This window comes from Odoribacter sp. AF15-53 (genome assembly GCF_003479425.1).
Taxonomy (GTDB): domain Bacteria; phylum Bacteroidota; class Bacteroidia; order Bacteroidales; family Marinifilaceae; genus Butyricimonas.
Window position 1 is genome coordinate 1 of the sequence record NZ_QUHC01000008.1, and the last position, 18320, is coordinate 18320.

General features: G+C 40.9%; 13 protein-coding genes. 9 read left to right on the top strand and 4 right to left on the bottom strand.

Annotation, left to right across the window (positions count from 1 at the left end; genetic code table 11):
- Positions 1-535: 535 nt before the first annotated feature.
- Both DWW52_RS15160 and DWW52_RS15165 read right to left on the bottom strand, forming a co-directional pair.
- Entirely contained in the window at positions 536-1234 is a 699-nt protein-coding gene (locus DWW52_RS15160; RefSeq protein WP_118716360.1) for a response regulator transcription factor, read from the bottom strand.
- Positions 1174-2577, bottom strand: a complete 1404-nt coding sequence (locus DWW52_RS15165; RefSeq protein ID WP_118716361.1) for a sensor histidine kinase KdpD — start codon at positions 2575-2577, stop codon at positions 1174-1176. Before DWW52_RS15165 ends, DWW52_RS15160 begins: the two co-directional genes overlap by 61 nt.
- A 317-nt stretch (positions 2578-2894) precedes the next feature.
- On the opposite strand from DWW52_RS15165, the gene DWW52_RS15170 reads away from it, so the two are divergent.
- Positions 2895-3626 (top strand): hypothetical protein, encoded by a 732-nt coding sequence (locus DWW52_RS15170; RefSeq protein ID WP_118716362.1) that lies wholly within the window; start codon positions 2895-2897, stop codon positions 3624-3626.
- Between the two features lie 760 nt (positions 3627-4386).
- Here the strand turns inward: DWW52_RS15170 and DWW52_RS15175 are convergent.
- Positions 4387-5505, bottom strand: coding sequence for a hypothetical protein (locus DWW52_RS15175; RefSeq protein WP_118716363.1), 1119 nt, complete (start codon positions 5503-5505; stop codon positions 4387-4389).
- Positions 5506-5730: 225 nt separating this feature from the next.
- On the opposite strand from DWW52_RS15175, the gene DWW52_RS15180 reads away from it, so the two are divergent.
- The 8 genes from DWW52_RS15180 to DWW52_RS15215 all read left to right on the top strand — a co-directional run bounded on the left by DWW52_RS15180 (position 5731) and on the right by DWW52_RS15215 (position 17231).
- Entirely contained in the window at positions 5731-7068 is a 1338-nt protein-coding gene (locus DWW52_RS15180) for a DUF4270 family protein (protein ID WP_118716364.1), read from the top strand.
- Between the two features lie 33 nt (positions 7069-7101).
- Positions 7102-8361: a hypothetical protein gene (locus DWW52_RS15185; RefSeq protein ID WP_233556934.1), complete on the top strand. Its 1260-nt coding sequence runs from the start codon at positions 7102-7104 to the stop codon at positions 8359-8361.
- A gap of 35 nt (positions 8362-8396) precedes the next feature.
- On the top strand, positions 8397-9482 hold the full coding sequence (locus DWW52_RS15190) for a TlpA disulfide reductase family protein (protein ID WP_118716365.1): 1086 nt from the start codon (positions 8397-8399) through the stop codon (positions 9480-9482).
- 147 nt (positions 9483-9629) lie between these two features.
- On the top strand, positions 9630-12563 hold the full coding sequence (locus DWW52_RS15195; protein ID WP_233556935.1) for a glycoside hydrolase family 3 N-terminal domain-containing protein: 2934 nt from the start codon (positions 9630-9632) through the stop codon (positions 12561-12563).
- 285 nt (positions 12564-12848) lie between these two features.
- Complete coding sequence (locus DWW52_RS15200) at positions 12849-13538, top strand: succinate dehydrogenase cytochrome b subunit (RefSeq protein WP_118716367.1); 690 nt, start codon at positions 12849-12851, stop codon at positions 13536-13538.
- A gap of 96 nt (positions 13539-13634) precedes the next feature.
- Positions 13635-15575, top strand: coding sequence for a fumarate reductase/succinate dehydrogenase flavoprotein subunit (locus tag DWW52_RS15205; RefSeq protein WP_118716368.1), 1941 nt, complete (start codon positions 13635-13637; stop codon positions 15573-15575).
- Between the two features lie 20 nt (positions 15576-15595).
- A complete protein-coding gene (locus DWW52_RS15210; protein WP_118716369.1) occupies positions 15596-16357 on the top strand; it encodes a succinate dehydrogenase/fumarate reductase iron-sulfur subunit in 762 nt (253 codons plus the stop codon).
- A gap of 97 nt (positions 16358-16454) precedes the next feature.
- Complete coding sequence (locus DWW52_RS15215; RefSeq protein ID WP_118716370.1) at positions 16455-17231, top strand: alpha/beta fold hydrolase; 777 nt, start codon at positions 16455-16457, stop codon at positions 17229-17231.
- Between the two features lie 5 nt (positions 17232-17236).
- Here the strand turns inward: DWW52_RS15215 and DWW52_RS15220 are convergent, their stop codons facing one another.
- The gene (locus tag DWW52_RS15220) at positions 17237-18286 is read right to left on the bottom strand and encodes a hypothetical protein (RefSeq protein WP_118716371.1); all 1050 of its coding nucleotides are present in this window, start codon (positions 18284-18286) and stop codon (positions 17237-17239) included.
- Between the last annotated feature and the right edge of the window lie 34 nt (positions 18287-18320).

Sequence of the window (18320 nt, forward strand, 5' to 3'; positions counted from 1 at the left end):
ATGGAGAAAGGCATGGAGGAAGGTATGGAAAAAGGTATGGAAAAAGGAAAAGCGGAAGAAAAACAGCAAATTGCCCGAAACATGAAATCATTTGGCCTGGCTCCGGAGGCTATCGCTAAAATGACCGGACTCTCTCTCGAAGAGATCAATAGGTTATAATTTCCTCAATACCAAGGCTTACATCTCTTCGTTATCTCTCCGTTATCTTTTCGTTATCCCTTCGTTCCTATGTAGGGAAGTTTATCCTTACTATAACGAAAACATAACGAAGAGATGTAAGCCTTAGTATTGATTTAATACATCTTACAACAGGCATATCATTAAAGGTTTTCGAACCACACCTGAAAATATCATATCTACTTCTTTGGGCTTTCTGTTACTCTAGCTCCCATCTTCATTCTATCTAGCTTCTATCTATTTTCTATCAACATAGAATCGAGACAAAATAAACGAAGATGAAAATCAAGATGGAGTACATATTAAATATATTCCATCTTCCTTTAAGCATCAAAATATTTTCCTTGACACGCTTTTACTAAAATTCACTAGAAGACAAAACATACCCTTCCCCGAAAGTATTTGAGAGAAACAAGGAAGTATCCGGTTCCAATATTTTCTTCAATTTAATAATACCTTTTCTTAGCGCATTTCCTTTCTCTTTATACTCGAAATTTCCCCACAATCCACGGATCAGATACTCATACCCCGCCACCTCATGCATTTTAACACAAAGCAAATGCAATAGACGAGCATCCATCGTTTTCAGAAGTATCATTTGCCCGTCCATCGTCAACAGACCAGCGACAGCATTAAACTTTGTCATCTCCGATAAGAAATAAACCTGATGATTGCCATCATCCCGTACAACCCGACGGTAGACGTTGTTCAGTTTTGCTATTAAAAATTCCACGGGAACTCCCTTCCGGATACAATCATCTGCTCCCAATTTTATCGCCTCCAATTCCTTCGCAACATCCATGTGCGAACTGTAAAAAATGATAGGAACTCGCTCGTTTATTTTCCTGACGCATTCCACGAGCTCTAACCCGTCTTTTCCGGGAATCTCCAAGTCTACCAATAATAAATCCGGAGGATTATAGCGAAAGACATCCCACGCTCTCACCCCATCATAAACGACCCGAACCTGAAATTCATGTTCTTCCAACGAATCCTTCACCATTCTGGCAGTTCGTTCGTCATCTTCCGCGTACAAAATATCCACTTTCTTTCCCATTGTTCACAAGGTAAAATAATAATAAACTCGGTTCCTTCATTTACAACACTATTAACACTCACGTTCCCGTGATGAGCTTTCACGGCAGAATGCACGAAAGACAATCCGATGCCAAACCCTTTCCTCGAACGATCTTCCCGCACGGAAGGATCACGATAATAAATCTCGAAAATATGTTTTAATCCCTTAGGTGAAATCCCCAGCCCGTTATCCTTCACCCGGATCTCAACCCATTTTCCCCGTTCCTGACAAGTTATGTCTATCGTTACACTCTCTCCCGAATACTTTATTGCATTCCCGATCAGGTTCTCGAAAACCACGGGTAAATAAACCGGATCGGCCGATATCTCCGGATTCTTCATATCGCAACAGATATTAATTTTCACGTGTTTACCCAACGGAACTTGTACGAAATTCAACACGGACAACTTCTCGAACATTTCTTTCAAATGAATCATTCGAGGGTAAATCTCAATTCTGTGAAAAATATCCGATAGAGTTAACAAACGGGTAATCGCATTACCCATATCGTCTTGTCTCTCACCTACACCCTCTAGTAATTGCCGGTGCTTTTCCTTCATCATCCCCCCGCACTCCTTGTAAATAATACCTCGGGCCACGCTCATGTAGTCCAAGGGAGATCGTAAATTATGCATGACCGTGTTCAGGAAAAGATGTTGCCCGATTGTACGCTTTTTATCCCGGCTAATTTTACGTGTCAAAATCACGATACATACAACCAACAAAATCAAGAAGATAAACAAAATGCTAAAAGAAGCTTTCGATCGCTTCCAAAACAGGTGCAGCGGAAACATAAACTCCATTTTTAGCACATGTTTTTCTGAAAAGCCCAATTTAACCGAGTCAGCTTCAATCGTTAACCAAGAATATATATGCCCTACTTCAAAACGGTCGATTCCGTTTCCAAGACTATCTGACAAATAAATCACGGCAGGAAAGCTCTTTTCTTCTATTTTCATCTTTTGCCGAAGCATGGTATACAATTTATCCAACGACCAAAGTGCCGTGTCACGAATATCATACAGCGCCCGAAGTTCGGCCTCGGCTAAATCTTCCTCTCCTTGAATCGAACACTTCTTGATCTTCCCCCCTTTTGCAACCGTCAAACAATGTATTGCACGATCAATCGACACCGCCGTTGGTTTCTGTGCGGATAATAAATTCAATTCGTTTATGACACGAGTAACTTTATGATTCACTCTCGAAATAAACTTATCATTTTGGAATTGATACAACTTCACGATTGAAACGACTTGCCAGGCAAGCACTCCAAGAATTGCGATCACCGCAACAATCCAGTTAATTCCAATGCGTTTCTTCATATACAGGGGAATTACTATAACATATTTATCATATTAAACAAACTAAAACACGTGAAAAATAGAACAATTTTGCCACAACTGAGCCTATTATTCGACTATTTATTATCATACATTTACAAAAGTAACAAATACTAATTGAAATAAAAGAAAAAACGAGAATCTATTCCAACTTTAGTAGGTAATCTTATTTTTTCAAGAAAGAGAGGTGAAAACAAGAGAAAATCAGACATTTGAAGAAAAAACCGTAATCTTCACACGAATAACTCATTTGTGTTTCTATACCGGAATCAATATTTAATCAACAAAATCTAAAATTTATGAGAAAAATTACATTTTTTGCAGCTCTATTTATCAGCATCCTATTCGCTGCATGTCAAAACTCGGACCTAGAACTTGCACAAGTAGAAAACTTAACAAATGGGGAGCAAGTTACCCCGTTAAGAGAAACCTTCGATTTCACCTACAAAGGGGAATCTTATTCTTCACCTTTCTATATGGAGAACGACACGCTGATGATTCTTGAAGATGAAAAAGTTGCAGCCGTTTATGATAGAATTCAAGAGTTGCCGGAGCTAGCAACTTATGTTGCTCCCAATGGAGATATTGAATATTACGATTCTTATGAAGAACTGGAGATAAATAAACAATCTAAAGGACTTAAAAATAAGAATGCAATTTCCAGATCATTTGGCTATTCATACGAAATCTACATATACGAACATGCAGACTACAACACTCAACGCCAAGGAAGAAAAGTATTACTTAATTCTCCTGTTGCAATCCCACACCTTAAAGCTTATGCCATGGATGACATGATATCATCATTTACAGCAGGTGCTCGCAATCTGATATATTCTGCTAGGGGCGGAATAACATTTTTCAGAAATCCTGATTATAAAGCCCAATCTATAACATTTACAATTAATGGCATCATCAGTGAGGAATCTGGTTATCGCTATTATTGCAAAGTTAGGAATTTTCATGATTATAAGGTAAAAAAAGGAATTAATTGGAACGATCGAATTTCATCTATAAAAACCTTTGAATAATAAAATATATAAAAGCTCAATCGAAACAACCGAGTTTCATCTCTCAAAGTTCATTATTAATTAGCTTTTAAATAAACTTGTCACGCAAAAGTCAATGAATCCATTCTGGAATTGTTGACTTTTGTTTTCTAATAATAATCATAGATTCCAGCAGCATGAACTATCCTTCAAAAATAGTCAGAGGGAAGAAAACAAGAAGATAGGATGTTCTATTTCCATCGAAAATACGCAAGAATTTCATCACAACAATATCCCCTCATCATATATTTAAGACTCGACGATCTCTATTCAATTATTTTTCGGGTATAGAAATAGCATCCCACTACCATATAACAACAAGATAAGATAATTAAAGAAGGATGAAGTATCATAAACCTTAGATCAACTTTTGGATTATACTTGATAGTCTCTTATCATGTAAAAATTCAGATAAATAATCAACAAATAAAACTGGAATAATCCTATCCCCCGAGTATTCATCTAAAAGCTCCGGGAAGAGTGATTTTTTCCTCTCTGTTACTTCTATCTCCTAGCCGAAATCATATCCAAAAGATCGAATGACTTAAGACTTCCTATATTTTCATTTACAGTGGAGGAATGTAGTACTCTGTCACTTCAAAATATTCTAAGAAAATCACATCATAATCCATTCACAGAATCGAACTATTTCATTTATTTCTCTACGGCTACAAATCAATCCCAAAAAAAGAGGAGTCGGTAAGACTCCTCCTATATTTCATAGAAACTCTTTATATAAGAATTAATAGTCGTTTCTACGCGTTTCTTTCACATCCGGAATAAACTTCCAAGTAGAATTAGAAAAATATCTTACTGAAGAACTAGAAGAAGCATCTATAGGATCAGGGCTAACTCCTCCCGTAGTATAATATCCGTAACCATCAGCAACAAAAGAAACAGCCCCACAAACAGTACCTGCGGATGGAGCTAAATCCTCCATCTGATGCCATTGGTCTTTTTTGTGATTATATTTCCATACTGTTTGGATAGCAGTTCCCCCATACCCGGTTGCAATATAAGCATAGTAATCAGCATCTTTCCCTTTATTAGAAACAAAAGAAACAGCAAAAGCTCTTGGGATTCGACCATAATCCTTATCCTGTTTCACTCCAGGCTTATCAGTTAGAGCTTGCATTTCCTCCCAAGCAACCTTACCTCCACCAAGTGGGGTACACTTTATATTATCGTAGGCATATCCAGACCCCTTTGCTCCCAAACATACATAAGCAGCACCACCAACAACAAAAGCTGATGCACCATATTTTTGATCTCCTTTAAATCCTAAATCTCCTGACCAAGAATCATTTTCAGGATCATAGCAGTAAAAATCTTTAAAAAGTAATGCCTTATCAGCACGCCCTGTTCCCACGTATCCATAATTATCTAATGTGAAAGCGACTGCATCTCGACGAGCTTCACCAGGGAAATCGGCTACTTTTTCCCAAGTTTCAGTTTCAGGATCAAAGCGATAAAAATCATCCAAATACTCCTTAGGACGATTACCTTCCGTTGTATTCATTGAAGAGATATAACCTAATCCTACATAAGCATAGGTCTTCCCTCCCTTTTGTGCAACAAATGCAACTGCACCATGACGCCCTTTACCTGGGAAGTTATCAGGAACATCACTCCAAGTACCTTCTTTTAAATTATACTTTTTAAAGTCCTTATATTCAGCTAAATCGACTCCAAACCCCAATCCTACGTAAGCGTAATCACCTATCGTAAACGATACCGCCTGATTTCGCAATCTACCACTAAATTCAGGAGCTTTTGCCCAGTCACCCAAATGATCATCATCATCACAAGCGACAAAAGCAAACCCTAAAATGGCTAGTACTAATAAACTAAATGTTCTCATACTTTTTCCTACTTGATTATTTTATATTTGCAATATTCTAATAATGCTTTTTCTGATTCGAAAGGCAAAACTACATATTTTATTATGAAATCCAACAAAACAATGACAGAAATGTCACGCATTCTTTTTTTTTAACCTCTCATTAGATAAAATACAAGTCCAAATATCGATTTTTTAGAAAATAGTTATACCTTCGCATCTTGTTATAAAACAAAATCAAGAAACATGAGAGTATTCTTTATCGCTATTTTTTTGTTATCATTATATGCGTGTGACAATGATCTTACAACGATTGGAGATAATTTAATTCCCAATGATCGTTATGTAGAAGTTAAACGTTTTATACTGGATGAAACTTCAACAATCAAGTTAGATTCGTTTCCGACGTCCGCCCTGTCATCCACAAGTGCATTCTTGCTTACAATGGGAAATATTCAAGATTATTATACAGGGGAAACCAAAGCAACACCTTATTTTCAAGTAACTCCTACTGGTTTTGCGACAAGTGTTACGTGGGAATCGAACTGTATGTTTGACTCTCTAACGTTAAAGATTCCCAATCCCGTAACACTAGCAGGTGATACAACCAGTTACCAGACTTTTGATTTATATCAATTGGCTGAACACATGGTTTATGACATAGATAACCCCATATTTTGTAATATAGATTCCTTACCGTGGTACAAGAAACTATCGACCCTAACCATCTATCCCCAACAAGATAGTTATACAAGAGAATTGTATTTCAAAATAAATGACACGATCGGTCAAAATTTATTTGATCGTATGCGATCCCGTGACCCTATGTTTGAAGACGGTTACAAATTTATGGACTATCTTAAAGGATTAGCCATTGTTCCGAGAGACGACAATTCATTACTTACATCTCTTACAGCTTCAGGGATAGAACTCAGATGTTATTACCACATCGGTGCAAAAGAAGGATTGTATTTCAGCTTTCCAACATCCTCAGGATCTAGTTATGCCTATACAAATATAAAATATAAACATACAGAATCTGCAAAATTCAAAGCGATCAAAGATGCAACATTCAGAGACTCTATACCTTTCCAAAAAGAAAACATGGCCGTTATAGAGGGAATGAATGGATTCATGTTAAAAATGAAAGTACCATCTATCATAGAGTCTATCAAGTATCAAACAATCGTGAAAGCCGAGATCGAATTGAAGCCGAACACGGATATATGGGAAAATATTCCAGAACCACAACTATTAAGTGTATATGTTGTCAGCAGTGATAACTATGTAAAACAAGTATTGTCAGACTATTCTAACAATACTATATATGGAATTCTTTCTCAAAACATATTAGATCGTGATAGCAAGAAATATACTATTGACCTCACGGATTTTTACATGCAACAAGTGGAAGGACTCCAACCTTTAGATCGAGATATTTATTTATTGATCGGTTTGCCAGGATATATTTATTCTCCATGGAACGGTTATCAAATATTTGCCGGAGATGTCTATAATAAATTCCAACGGGTTATCTTCGAAGAGTTACCAGTATTCAGTATATATTATAGCAATTACAAGTAAACGAATTATTACGTAGGGTCAAAAATGAAACTTATGAGAAAGTTATTAGCATGTATCATTATTTTATTGATAACAATCAGTTCTTTTGGACAAAATAATTCAGGAACTCCCTATTCAAAAGAGGGATTCGGATTATTACCAGACAATTACGGAGCGTTTACGGGTATGGGAGGAGTATCTGCCGCAATGCGGGATAATTACAATATCAACTTTTTAAATCCGGCTTCTTATACGGCATTGGATTCTGTTCGGTTTTATTTTCAAACCGGAGCCACAGGAGAATACGTTGACATCTCGTCAAACAAAACACATTCAACTTATAAAGTTGCCCAAAATGGAGAAGTTACGATGGCTTTTCGCGTATACAAAAAACTATTTATGTCACTAGGTATTCTTCAACGATCCAACCGAGGATTTGACGTATTATATAATAACAATGTACGAGGAGATTATTCCATGCGTTACATACAACATATCGAAGGAGAGGGTGGATTGAATGAAGTATATCTGGGATTAGCTTATCAATTAGGTCGACTATCAGTGGGAGTAAATGCTTCTTATTTATTTGGACGAATCGATGATCGACTAACATTAGTCTTACAGCCTGCAACTAGTGGATATTACATGAAGACGCAAACGGTCACCCAGATGGGAAGTGCTCTATTTACCCTAGGCGCCCAATTACCATTCACTATTGGTAAGAAACATGATTTTGTAATCGGTACAAGCTTTAATTTTGGCACGCCATTACATGCAAATCAAACTTTTGTTTCTTACAAAATAAGTAATACAACTTCTACCATGATTCCCGTAGATAATGATGCAACAGAAAATAGTAGTGTATTTTATCCTTTCAGAATAACGACAGGGATCTCTTATCAGTTTAATAAAAAATGGCTCTTTTCAGGAGATTATACATTCCAAAACATGTCTCAATACGAAGAGTTCCATACAAACAAAGAATATCAAAATTATCACAAAGTAGCTCTTGGAGGATTTTTGCAACCTAACGTAAGTGGACGTTACTGGTGGCAAAGAAATAAATATATGGCAGGAACCTATTTCACAAGATCACATCTTAGATTCAATTCGACGGATATTAATACCTATGGAGTGGCCATCGGAACACAAATCCCAATTCGTCTTCAACGTCAGGAATTGATGTTGGGAGTGGCGGTAGATCTTGGAATGAGAGGAACGCACCGGAATAACCAGATTCTGGAAAAATACGCGAAATTAAGAATAAACATTGCCTTTAAAGAGATCTGGTTTATGAAAGCCAAGATTTATTAAAGACATCATATTTCATATTTAGAAAACTAAAACACATGAGAAAACTTTTTTTATCAATCGTTGCAGCAGGTATGACGCTTGCAGCATGTAACGCCCAAAACGGCTACAAGGTAACCGGAACTATCGAGGGTATGCCCGACGGTAAAGCTATTCTTGCCACTTATGACGGCAGCAAACTTGATACGTTGGCAAAATCAAACATTGTTAACGGAGCATTTGAATTTACCGGAAATGTAAGCGAACCTGTTGGTGCCCTTATGTTGGTTGAAGGACAACGTTTCCAACTTCCGATCATGCTGGAAAACGCAAACATAACTGTTAGTGCAAGCCAAAGCGGATTGAATATCACCGGTAGCGAAGGTCAAAAAATATATGACCAGATTTCGGCTCTCAATATGACAATTCAACAAGAACAACAAAAATTGATGCCGGAATTCCAAGCTGCCAATCAAGCTGGAGATCAAGCAAAAATGCAATCTATTCAAGAAGCATTCCAAAAAGTTGTAGAGGAAGTTCAAGCAAAACAAAATGAATTGCTGAAAGCTAATGCAGACTCTTACGTTGCCGCTTTCGTTATCGTATCCGGCATGGGTCAGATGGAAGTTGAGCAATTGAAAGAACAATACGCTTTACTTGGTGAAAAAGTGAAAGCAAGCGCTCAAGGAAAAGCTATTGCCGCTCAAATCGCTAAATTAGAAAGCACCGCTATCGGTCAAATCGCACCGAATTTCACGATCACTACCCCGGAAGGAGAATCTATCTCTTTGTATGATATCAAGGGTAAAGTGAAATTGATCGATTTCTGGGCTTCATGGTGTGGTCCTTGCCGTGGCGAGAATCCTCATGTAGTGGAAATCTACAAAGAATACCACCCGAAAGGATTGGAAATCTTCGGTGTTTCTTTGGATAACAACAAAGAGGCTTGGGTTAAAGCTATCGCTGATGACGGTTTAGTATGGAAACACGGTTCTGACCTGCAAGGTTGGAAATCAGCTCCCGCGAAATTGTACAGCGTTAGTGGAATTCCTCACACGGTTTTGTTGGACGAGAACAACAAAATCATCGCCAAGAACCTGAGAGGTGAAGAATTAAAACAAAAGATTGCTGAGATTTTGAAATAATTTCACAACAAATAAAAAAGTGCGGCAATCTATACAGTTTGCCGCACTTTTCTTTAGAGAAGACCAACCAACCTGTAACCGACAACATCTAAACTTGTAACCAAAATGTATAAGCTCCTTCTATTACTCGGATTATCGTGTTTTCTCATGGCACCATTTACCGGCAGGGCACAATCCTCATGGGTAGATTCTACACTGAACACCATGAGCCTGGATGAAAAAATCGGGCAATTGATCATGGTGGCCGCTTATAGTAACAAAGACAGTCTTTACGAGAAACAACTGGGTACATCAATAGAAAAATACCATATCGGGGGAATCATTTTTTTCCAAGGCGGCCCGAAAAGTCAGGCCCTGATGACGAACAAGTATCAACAAAAATCCCGAATTCCCCTCATGATCGGCATGGACGCGGAAAACGGGGTTGGCTGGCGCATCAAACCTGCTATGGAATTCCCCAATCAAACCTTGCTAGGAGCAATCCGGGACACGAATCTCATATACCGCCTAGGAGAAGCCATCGGTCAACAATGCAGGGCCTTGGGTATCCACGTGAATTTCGCACCCGTGGCCGATATCAACGTGAATCCTAAAAATCCGGTTATCGGTATCCGATCTTTCGGGGAGAAAAAGGAAGAGGTCGGGAACCGCACGCTTCAATACATGCGAGGACTGCAATCCCAACACGTTATGGCTGTTGCCAAACATTTCCCGGGACACGGGGACACGGACACGGATTCACATTTTGCCTTACCCCTGATACGACATTCCGTGGCACGTATTGATACTGTCGAATTATACCCGTTCAAACAACTCTTCGAAGCCGGAATACCGGGAGTAATGATCGCTCACCTGAATGTTCCCTCGTATGACACGACAAATATACCCGCATCCTTATCAAAACGTATTGTCACCGGCTTATTACGTGAAAAATTGCATTTCGACGGACTTTGTTTCACCGACGCTATGAACATGAAAGGAGTTACCAAGGGAAGGCCTCCGGGAGAAGCTGATGTTGAAGCTCTTGTCGCCGGGAATGACATTCTGTTATTCCCGGAAAATGTAGAGGCCACCGTGAAAAAGATAAAATCAGCCATCCGGAAAGAAATTCTCACGGAAGAAATGATAAACGAAAAATGTAGAAAAGTCCTCGAAGCGAAAGTGAAATACGTGCTCCCGTATTCCACTCTCGTGGATACGGCCCAGCTCACGGAACGCCTGAGTTCTCCCTCGGCAAAAGCATTATTACAAGAAACTTACGCGAAAGCGATCACGTTGGTAAAAAACGATGATCTTCTACTCCCGCTAACCCATTTAGATACTCTACGCATCGCATCCTTGAATTTCGGAGACAGAAAAGCAAAAGAATTCGAAAACATGCTGGAAAAATATGCCCCATGCGCCCATTTCTCCATATCCCCGGAAGCTTCAAAAGAAAAGATGCAAAAATTAGTCAAGGAGCTATCAGATTACAATTGCATTATCCTATACAACAGTGCCGCCCGTAACTCGGCTGCCCGCCAATTCGGGGCAACACTGGAATTGACAAAGCTGGTCAAAGAGCTGAAAGGCAAACACGTCATTTTCTGTCATCCCGCAACTCCTTACGGGATGGATATGTACAGTTATCTCCCGATGGACGCTATCATCGTGAGCTACTCGCATGATATTCCGGCACAACAATGTACCGCACAAGCCATATTCGGGGGAATTACTGTCAATGGTAAACTCCCGGTTAGTATCAATTACTTTTTCCCCGCCGGGACCGGATTATCAACCCCGAAAATCCGTTTGGGATATTCCCAACCTGAAAGTCGCGGGATGGATTCTCAAACATTACTCAAAATTGACAGCATTTGCCAAGCCGCAATCAAGGAAAAAGCGACTCCCGGCTGCCAGGTCCTAGTGGCAAAAGACGGTTACGTTATTTATGATAAGGCGTTCGGATTTAACACGTTCGACAAAAAAAAGAAGAACACGACCGATGACATATACGACATCGCCTCGATCACGAAGATCGCGGCCACTCTCCCTTCCGTTATGATGCTTTATGATCAGCAATATATCACTCTGGACTCGCCGATCGCTCAATATTCATACGCACTCAAAAACACGAACAAGCAAAATCTCACGATCCGGGAGTTACTCCTGCATACGGCCGGATTAAAAGCATCTTTTTCCTATTTTCAGCACGCCATTGACTGGGAAAAGATGCAAGGACGTTTGTTTACCACGAAATACACGAAAACAAATACCCGTAAACTCCGGGACAGGCTCTATCTCAACCCGAATTTCAAGTACCGGGACAGCACCTTCAACTTTTCCGGGGGTGAAAATTATTTGCTGGTTTCACCCCATTTCTATATCCACAAGCATTTTCAGGATTCCATACACGACCTTCTGTTAAATACCGACTTGTTGCCACATAAAAAATACACGTACAGCGACCTCGGATTCGTGTTATTAAAAGATATCGTGGAGGAACAATCTGCCACCCCGCTCGACATTTATTGCCGGAAACATTTCTTTAAAAAGCTGGGGGCTTATAACACGGCTTTCAACGCCCATTTCAATCTCGACATGAACAGGGTAATTCCCGCCAACGAGGATAATATTTTCAGAAAATCCCAACTACACGGCTACGTGCATGACCCCATCGCCGCACTCATGGGAGGAATTTCGGGAAATGCCGGATTATTCACCACGGCCAACGATCTGGCCAAAATCATGAGCGTCTATTTGAACAATGGGACATACGGGGGAGAACGTTTTATCGACTCCGCCACAATCGACCTTTTCACACAAACACAACTCCCCCTTGAACAAAACAGACGAGGACTCGGATTCGACAAACCGGAAACCCTCCCCAATAAATCCGGCCCTACCTGCAAAGAAGCTCCCTGTACCAGCTACGGACACACGGGCTTCACGGGTACCATCGCCTGGAACGACCCGGACAACCAGCTAATTTATATATTCTTATCCAATCGCACTTACCCCAACGAGTTCAACGACAAACTTATCAAAGATAATATCCGTACAAAAATTCAAGAAATAATTTACAGGGCGATGAATAAATGAGTCCATAAAGTCTGTAAAGTCTATAAGGTCTATAAAGTCTATAGACCCCTGCAGGGCGCTTTGTCTACGGCAGCACAAGCTGCCGATTAACACTGTCCGAAGGACACCCGTGACCTTATAGACTTTATGGACCTTATAGACCTTATGGACTAACTTTCATTACGGAAAAAATTCTTTATATTTAGAATGAATTTAAAATAGATAAAGCCGTTTAAAATGACAGAAAAATAGATACTTTTGTTGCCGGAAAAGAATTTAAATAGTTATCAATAAATAGACCTAATTATGAGTAATTTCTTAACATCGTCGATTGGGAAAAAGTTCATTCTGAGTTTATCAGGACTTTTTCTTATTGCGTTTTTGTGCGTCCACTTGGCACTTAATCTACTTTTAATTGTAGATAATAGTGGAGAGTTATTTAACATCGGGGCCCATTTCATGGCTACGAATCCTATCATTAAAATCGTTGAGCCGATTCTTGCCATAGGATTCATTATCCATATTTTGCTGGCTTCTATCCTGACTCTTCAAAACAGAGGTGCACGTCCCATCAAGTACGATCGTCGCAGTCAATCAGGCAATTGCACTTGGTCATCCAGAAACATGTACATCCTGGGAGGTTTGGTTCTGATCTTCTTGTTAGTTCACCTTTGGAACTTCTGGTGGAAAATCAAGTTTGCCGGAGACCCTCTTTTAGCAGAGATTCACGTGGACGGTACGGCCATGGAAAACACCTATGCTTTGGTTGCCGGACTATTTAAATCAAGTATCATCTACTGTTTACTCTACATCTTGGGAGGTATTTTCTTGGGATTACACTTAACTCACGGTTTCTGGTCTGCATTCCAATCTATCGGTTTCTGCAACCAAATCTGGAGAAAGAGACTGGAATGTGTTGCTAAAATCTTCGCATTTATCATCGCGGCAGGATTCAGTATCATCCCGCTTTATTTCATGCTTGGACTGGCAAACTAACAACAATTTTAAATTTATAGATTGTAGATTTTAAATTGCATAAATCAACGATCTAAATTTAAAATTTAAAATTCAAAATCTAAAATTAAAAAGGTTATGACAGAATTAAATGCTAAAATACCAGCAGGCCCGTTAGCCGAGAAGTGGTCGAATCACAAAGCACATATCGGAGTTGTTAGTCCTGCTAATAAAAGAAAACTTGATGTTATCATCGTGGGTACCGGACTTGCCGGAGGATCAGCCGCAGCCAGTTTAGCGGAATTGGGATATAACGTAACCACGTTCTGTTACCAGGATTCTCCCCGTCGTGCGCACTCTATCGCCGCACAAGGAGGTATCAACGCCGCCAAGAACTACACGAACGATAATGACTCTGTATACAGGCTATTTTATGAAACTATTAAAGGTGGTGACTACCGTGCCCGGGAAGCTAACGTTTACCGTTTGGCCGAAGTAAGTAACGCCATTATCGACCAATGTGTCGCTCAAGGTGTTCCGTTTGCCCGCGATTACGGCGGTCTCCTGGATAACCGTTCTTTCGGAGGAGCATTGGTAAGTCGTACGTTCTATGCCCGCGGTCAGACCGGACAACAGTTGTTGTTAGGATGCTACGGGGCAATGAACCGTCAGATTGAAAAGGGAAAAATCAAATCATATACCCGCCACGAAGTGCTAGATGTAGTCATCGTGGATGGTAAAGCAAGAGGCGTTATCGCCCGTAACTTGGTTACCGGAAAGATCGAACGCTTCGGGGCGCATGCCGTTGTGCTGGCTACCGGAGGATACGGAAACGTGTTCTTCTTGTCAACCAACGCTATGGGATGTAACGGAAGTGCCGCTTGGCAAGCATATAAACGCGGAGCCATGTTCGGTAATCCTTGTTTCGTGCAAATCCACCCGACTTGTATCCCGGTACACGGAGACCAACAAAGTAAGTTGACTTTGATGTCCGAGTCATTACGTAATGACGGACGTGTTTGGGTTCCCAAAAAACTTGAGGATGCGAAGAAATTACAGGCAGGTACATTGAACCCCAATGACATCCCGGATGAAGATCGTGACTTCTACTTGGAGCGCCGTTACCCGGCATTCGGAAACTTGGTTCCCCGTGACGTGGCTTCTCGTGCTGCTAAAGAAAGATGCGATGCCGGATTCGGTGTGAACAACACGGGTAAAGCCGTATTCCTGGATTTCAAATACGCTATCGACCGTTTGGGAAGACACACGATCGAAGAACGCTACGGAAACTTGTTCCAGATGTACGAAAAGATCACTGCTGTTGACCCGTACAACAATCCGATGATGATTTACCCGGCTATCCACTACTCTATGGGAGGTCTTTGGGTTGACTACAACTTGATGACCACGATCCCGGGATTGTACGCTATCGGAGAGTGTAACTTCTCTGATCACGGAGCTAACCGCTTGGGTGCTTCCGCCTTGATGCAAGGTTTGGCTGACGGATATTTTATCTTACCGTACACGATCGGAGATTATCTCGCACACGATATTCAAACCCCGAAAATCAAAACCAACACACCGGAGTTCGACGCTGCTGAAAAGAACGTTACCGATCACTTGCGTAGATTGTACGACATCAAAGGAACGAAATCTCCGGATCACTTCCACAAAATGTTGGGACACATCATGTGGGATTATATCGGAATGGCACGTGAGGCCGAGGGCTTGAAGAAAGCTATCAAGATGATCGCCGAGTTGAAAGAAGAATTTTACAAGGATTTGCGCGTGACCGGAGAGTTTACCGCCATGAACAACGAGCTTGAAAAAGCCGGACGTGTGGCTGACTTTATCGATATCGCACACCTGATGGCATTGGATGCCCTTGATCGTAACGAGTCTTGCGGAGGTCACTTCCGCTTGGAATCTGTTACCGAAGAAGGTGAAGCAAAACGTGATGACGAGCATTATCAGTATGTTTCCGTATGGGAATACAAGGGAGACAATAAAGAGCCTGAATTACACAAGGAACCGCTTGTATTTGAAAACATTCAGGTCGCTCAACGTTCTTATAAATAATCTTTAAATGAAAAATCGTTATGGCAGATAAAATATTAAAAGAACTAACCCTAAAGATCTGGCGTCAAAAAGATGCAAAATCAAAAGGTGGGTTTGAGACTTACAAAATTCATGATATTTCAACTGGTAGCTCATTCCTTGAAATGCTCGACATTCTGAATGAACAACTAGTAAGCGAGAACAAAGAACCGGTGGCTTTCGATCACGACTGCCGCGAAGGTATCTGCGGAACCTGTAGTTTATTCATTGACGGACGTGCACACGGGCCGGACGATGATGTAACCACTTGCCAATTACACATGCGTCGTTTCGAAGATGGAGCAACCATCACGATCGAACCGTGGCGTTGTGGTGCCTTCCCCGTAATCAAAGACTTGATCGTGGATCGTGGGGCTTACGAGAAGATTCTTCAAGCCGGTGGATATGTTTCAGTAAACACGGGTGGAGTACCTGACGGTAACGCAATTCCAATCGCTAAACCGGCTGCTGACGAGGCGATGGATGCCGCTGCTTGTATCGGCTGCGGTGCTTGTGCCGCTACTTGTAAGAACTCTTCAGCCATGCTTTTCGTGGCTGCCAAGGTTTCCCAACTGGCTCTTCTTCCGCAAGGAAAAATCGAAGCTGCCCGTCGTGCAAAAGCCATGGTTGCTAAAATGGATGAACTCGGATTCGGTAACTGTACCAACACGGGAGCCTGCGAATCAGAATGTCCCAAAAGTATCTCTATCGAGCACATCGCTCGCTTGAACAGAGAGTTCTTGTTAGCTAAATTGAAAGACTAGTACATTAGCCTTAAATAAAGAAAAGACCGCCCGATCGGGCGGTCTTTTTTGTTTATTCATTTCCTCTTTGTAAATTTGCACAAACAAATTGCTAACCATGAAATTATTCTTTCGCACAATCGGAGAGGGGACACCCCTGATCATACTTCACGGACTATGGGGAGCTTCTGAAAACTGGCTCCCGATCGCTCATATTCTGGAAAACAAATTCCGGGTAATACTGCCCGATGCTCGTAATCACGGGCAATCCCCCCATGACGAGGAGATGAACTACGAGGTCATGAGCAACGATATCATCGAATTGATTGAAGATTTACACCTCCCCGTCCGGCCTCATATCGTGGGACATTCCATGGGAGGCAAAACCGTCATGGCCCTATTACTCAAAAAACCGGAACTCGTGAACAAAGCCATCATCGTGGACATCGCTCCCGTATCTTACTCCCAACGGGACGGGGGAAGTCACAACCGGATCATTGATTTCATGGCAAACTTCGATCTTTCCCGCTTTAGTAGTCGGGAAGAAGTCAAAGAAGCCATCCGACAACATTTTAAAACAGAACGCTCTCAACAATTATTCCTGAAAAATATCAAGAAAACGCCCTCCGGGTTCGAATGGAAAATCAATCACCGGGTAGTCAGTAAACATTTTGATGAAATCAGCGGTTGCCCGGATAACCTACCGTTCGCAACCTACGGCAAAGAAATATTATTCATCAAAGGAGAGCAATCCAATCTTATAACTGGGCTCGACACCCTACAAAAACAATTTCCGGCCGCCCGCTTAATCGAACTCCCACGTTGTGGTCATTGGATCCATAGCGAACAGCCGGAAAAACTGGCACAAGCGATTAAAGACTTTATCTTCGATTAGCTTGCTTACAGCCAGATATCGTCAGTTACATAAATAACCGCTTGCAAATTGTTCGGAGCATAGGTGTTATTAAAAGCAATCCCATCTTCCAACATGGCAACGGTCAAACGCAATTTATATTTCTTATCCGGATTCAAGTCATTCAATCGATTAATAACACCCGCTGAATTCCGGGAAAGCTCGAAACCATTCTTCGGGTAAGCAATCAATTGACTGACATAATAAGGATTACCCTCTTCTTTCTCATCATACACTTCCAGACGATAACATATTTCCTTATCATCCACCTGAATATCTTTCCATGCAATAGTCCATATATTTTCAGTTTTAGCCATGGTCATACCGATCTCGTTCTTATTTACTACCGGAAAATTATCAGCGGACAAATACTCGTCAAATTTCACGTAATTTCCTCCGATTCGACAAGAGAAACGTACCCGCTTCGCTTTTTTATCATACCCGACATTTTGTTGGGTATTTTCTCCCCAGGTAGAACTCCCCAATCTCTGCAATTTTATACGTCCGGAAGTCTCGTCTGACAATAAAGCATAAGCATATCCTTCACGAATACTCTTATTTCCTTCCAAACGAACACCTAATCTTGTCTTAAGAACGTCACTATCAAACTCATTTACCCAAAAAGCATCTCCCGTCAAATTCTCCAGATAAGAAAGATCATTACGATATTCCCGATCACCCCAACCATTATTCACTTTTAAAGCTTTACCCGAACAGTCCATAACTGTCCAAGTCTCGGCCGTCTTAAAATTCCAATCCATTCGAAGCGTATTCACGCCAATCTCTTCCCACGAACCGGCAACCGAATCACGTCGCCCACTGAATTCGATACCAATAATCTGTTTATTGTTTTCAAAACGCATCACTTCAAGCACGTCAGGACTAGCATACGAAAATTGATCACCCTTGTAGCCATTATAATACCAATCCACCCCGGACAACCGCTCCGTGTTTAATACAAAATCTTTATCATCATCGCTACAACCTCCCAGCAACACTCCTCCCACGATGAGACTCAACATACTTAATTTCTTCATTTTACTCCGTTTTTATATCATTAACCCTTATTTT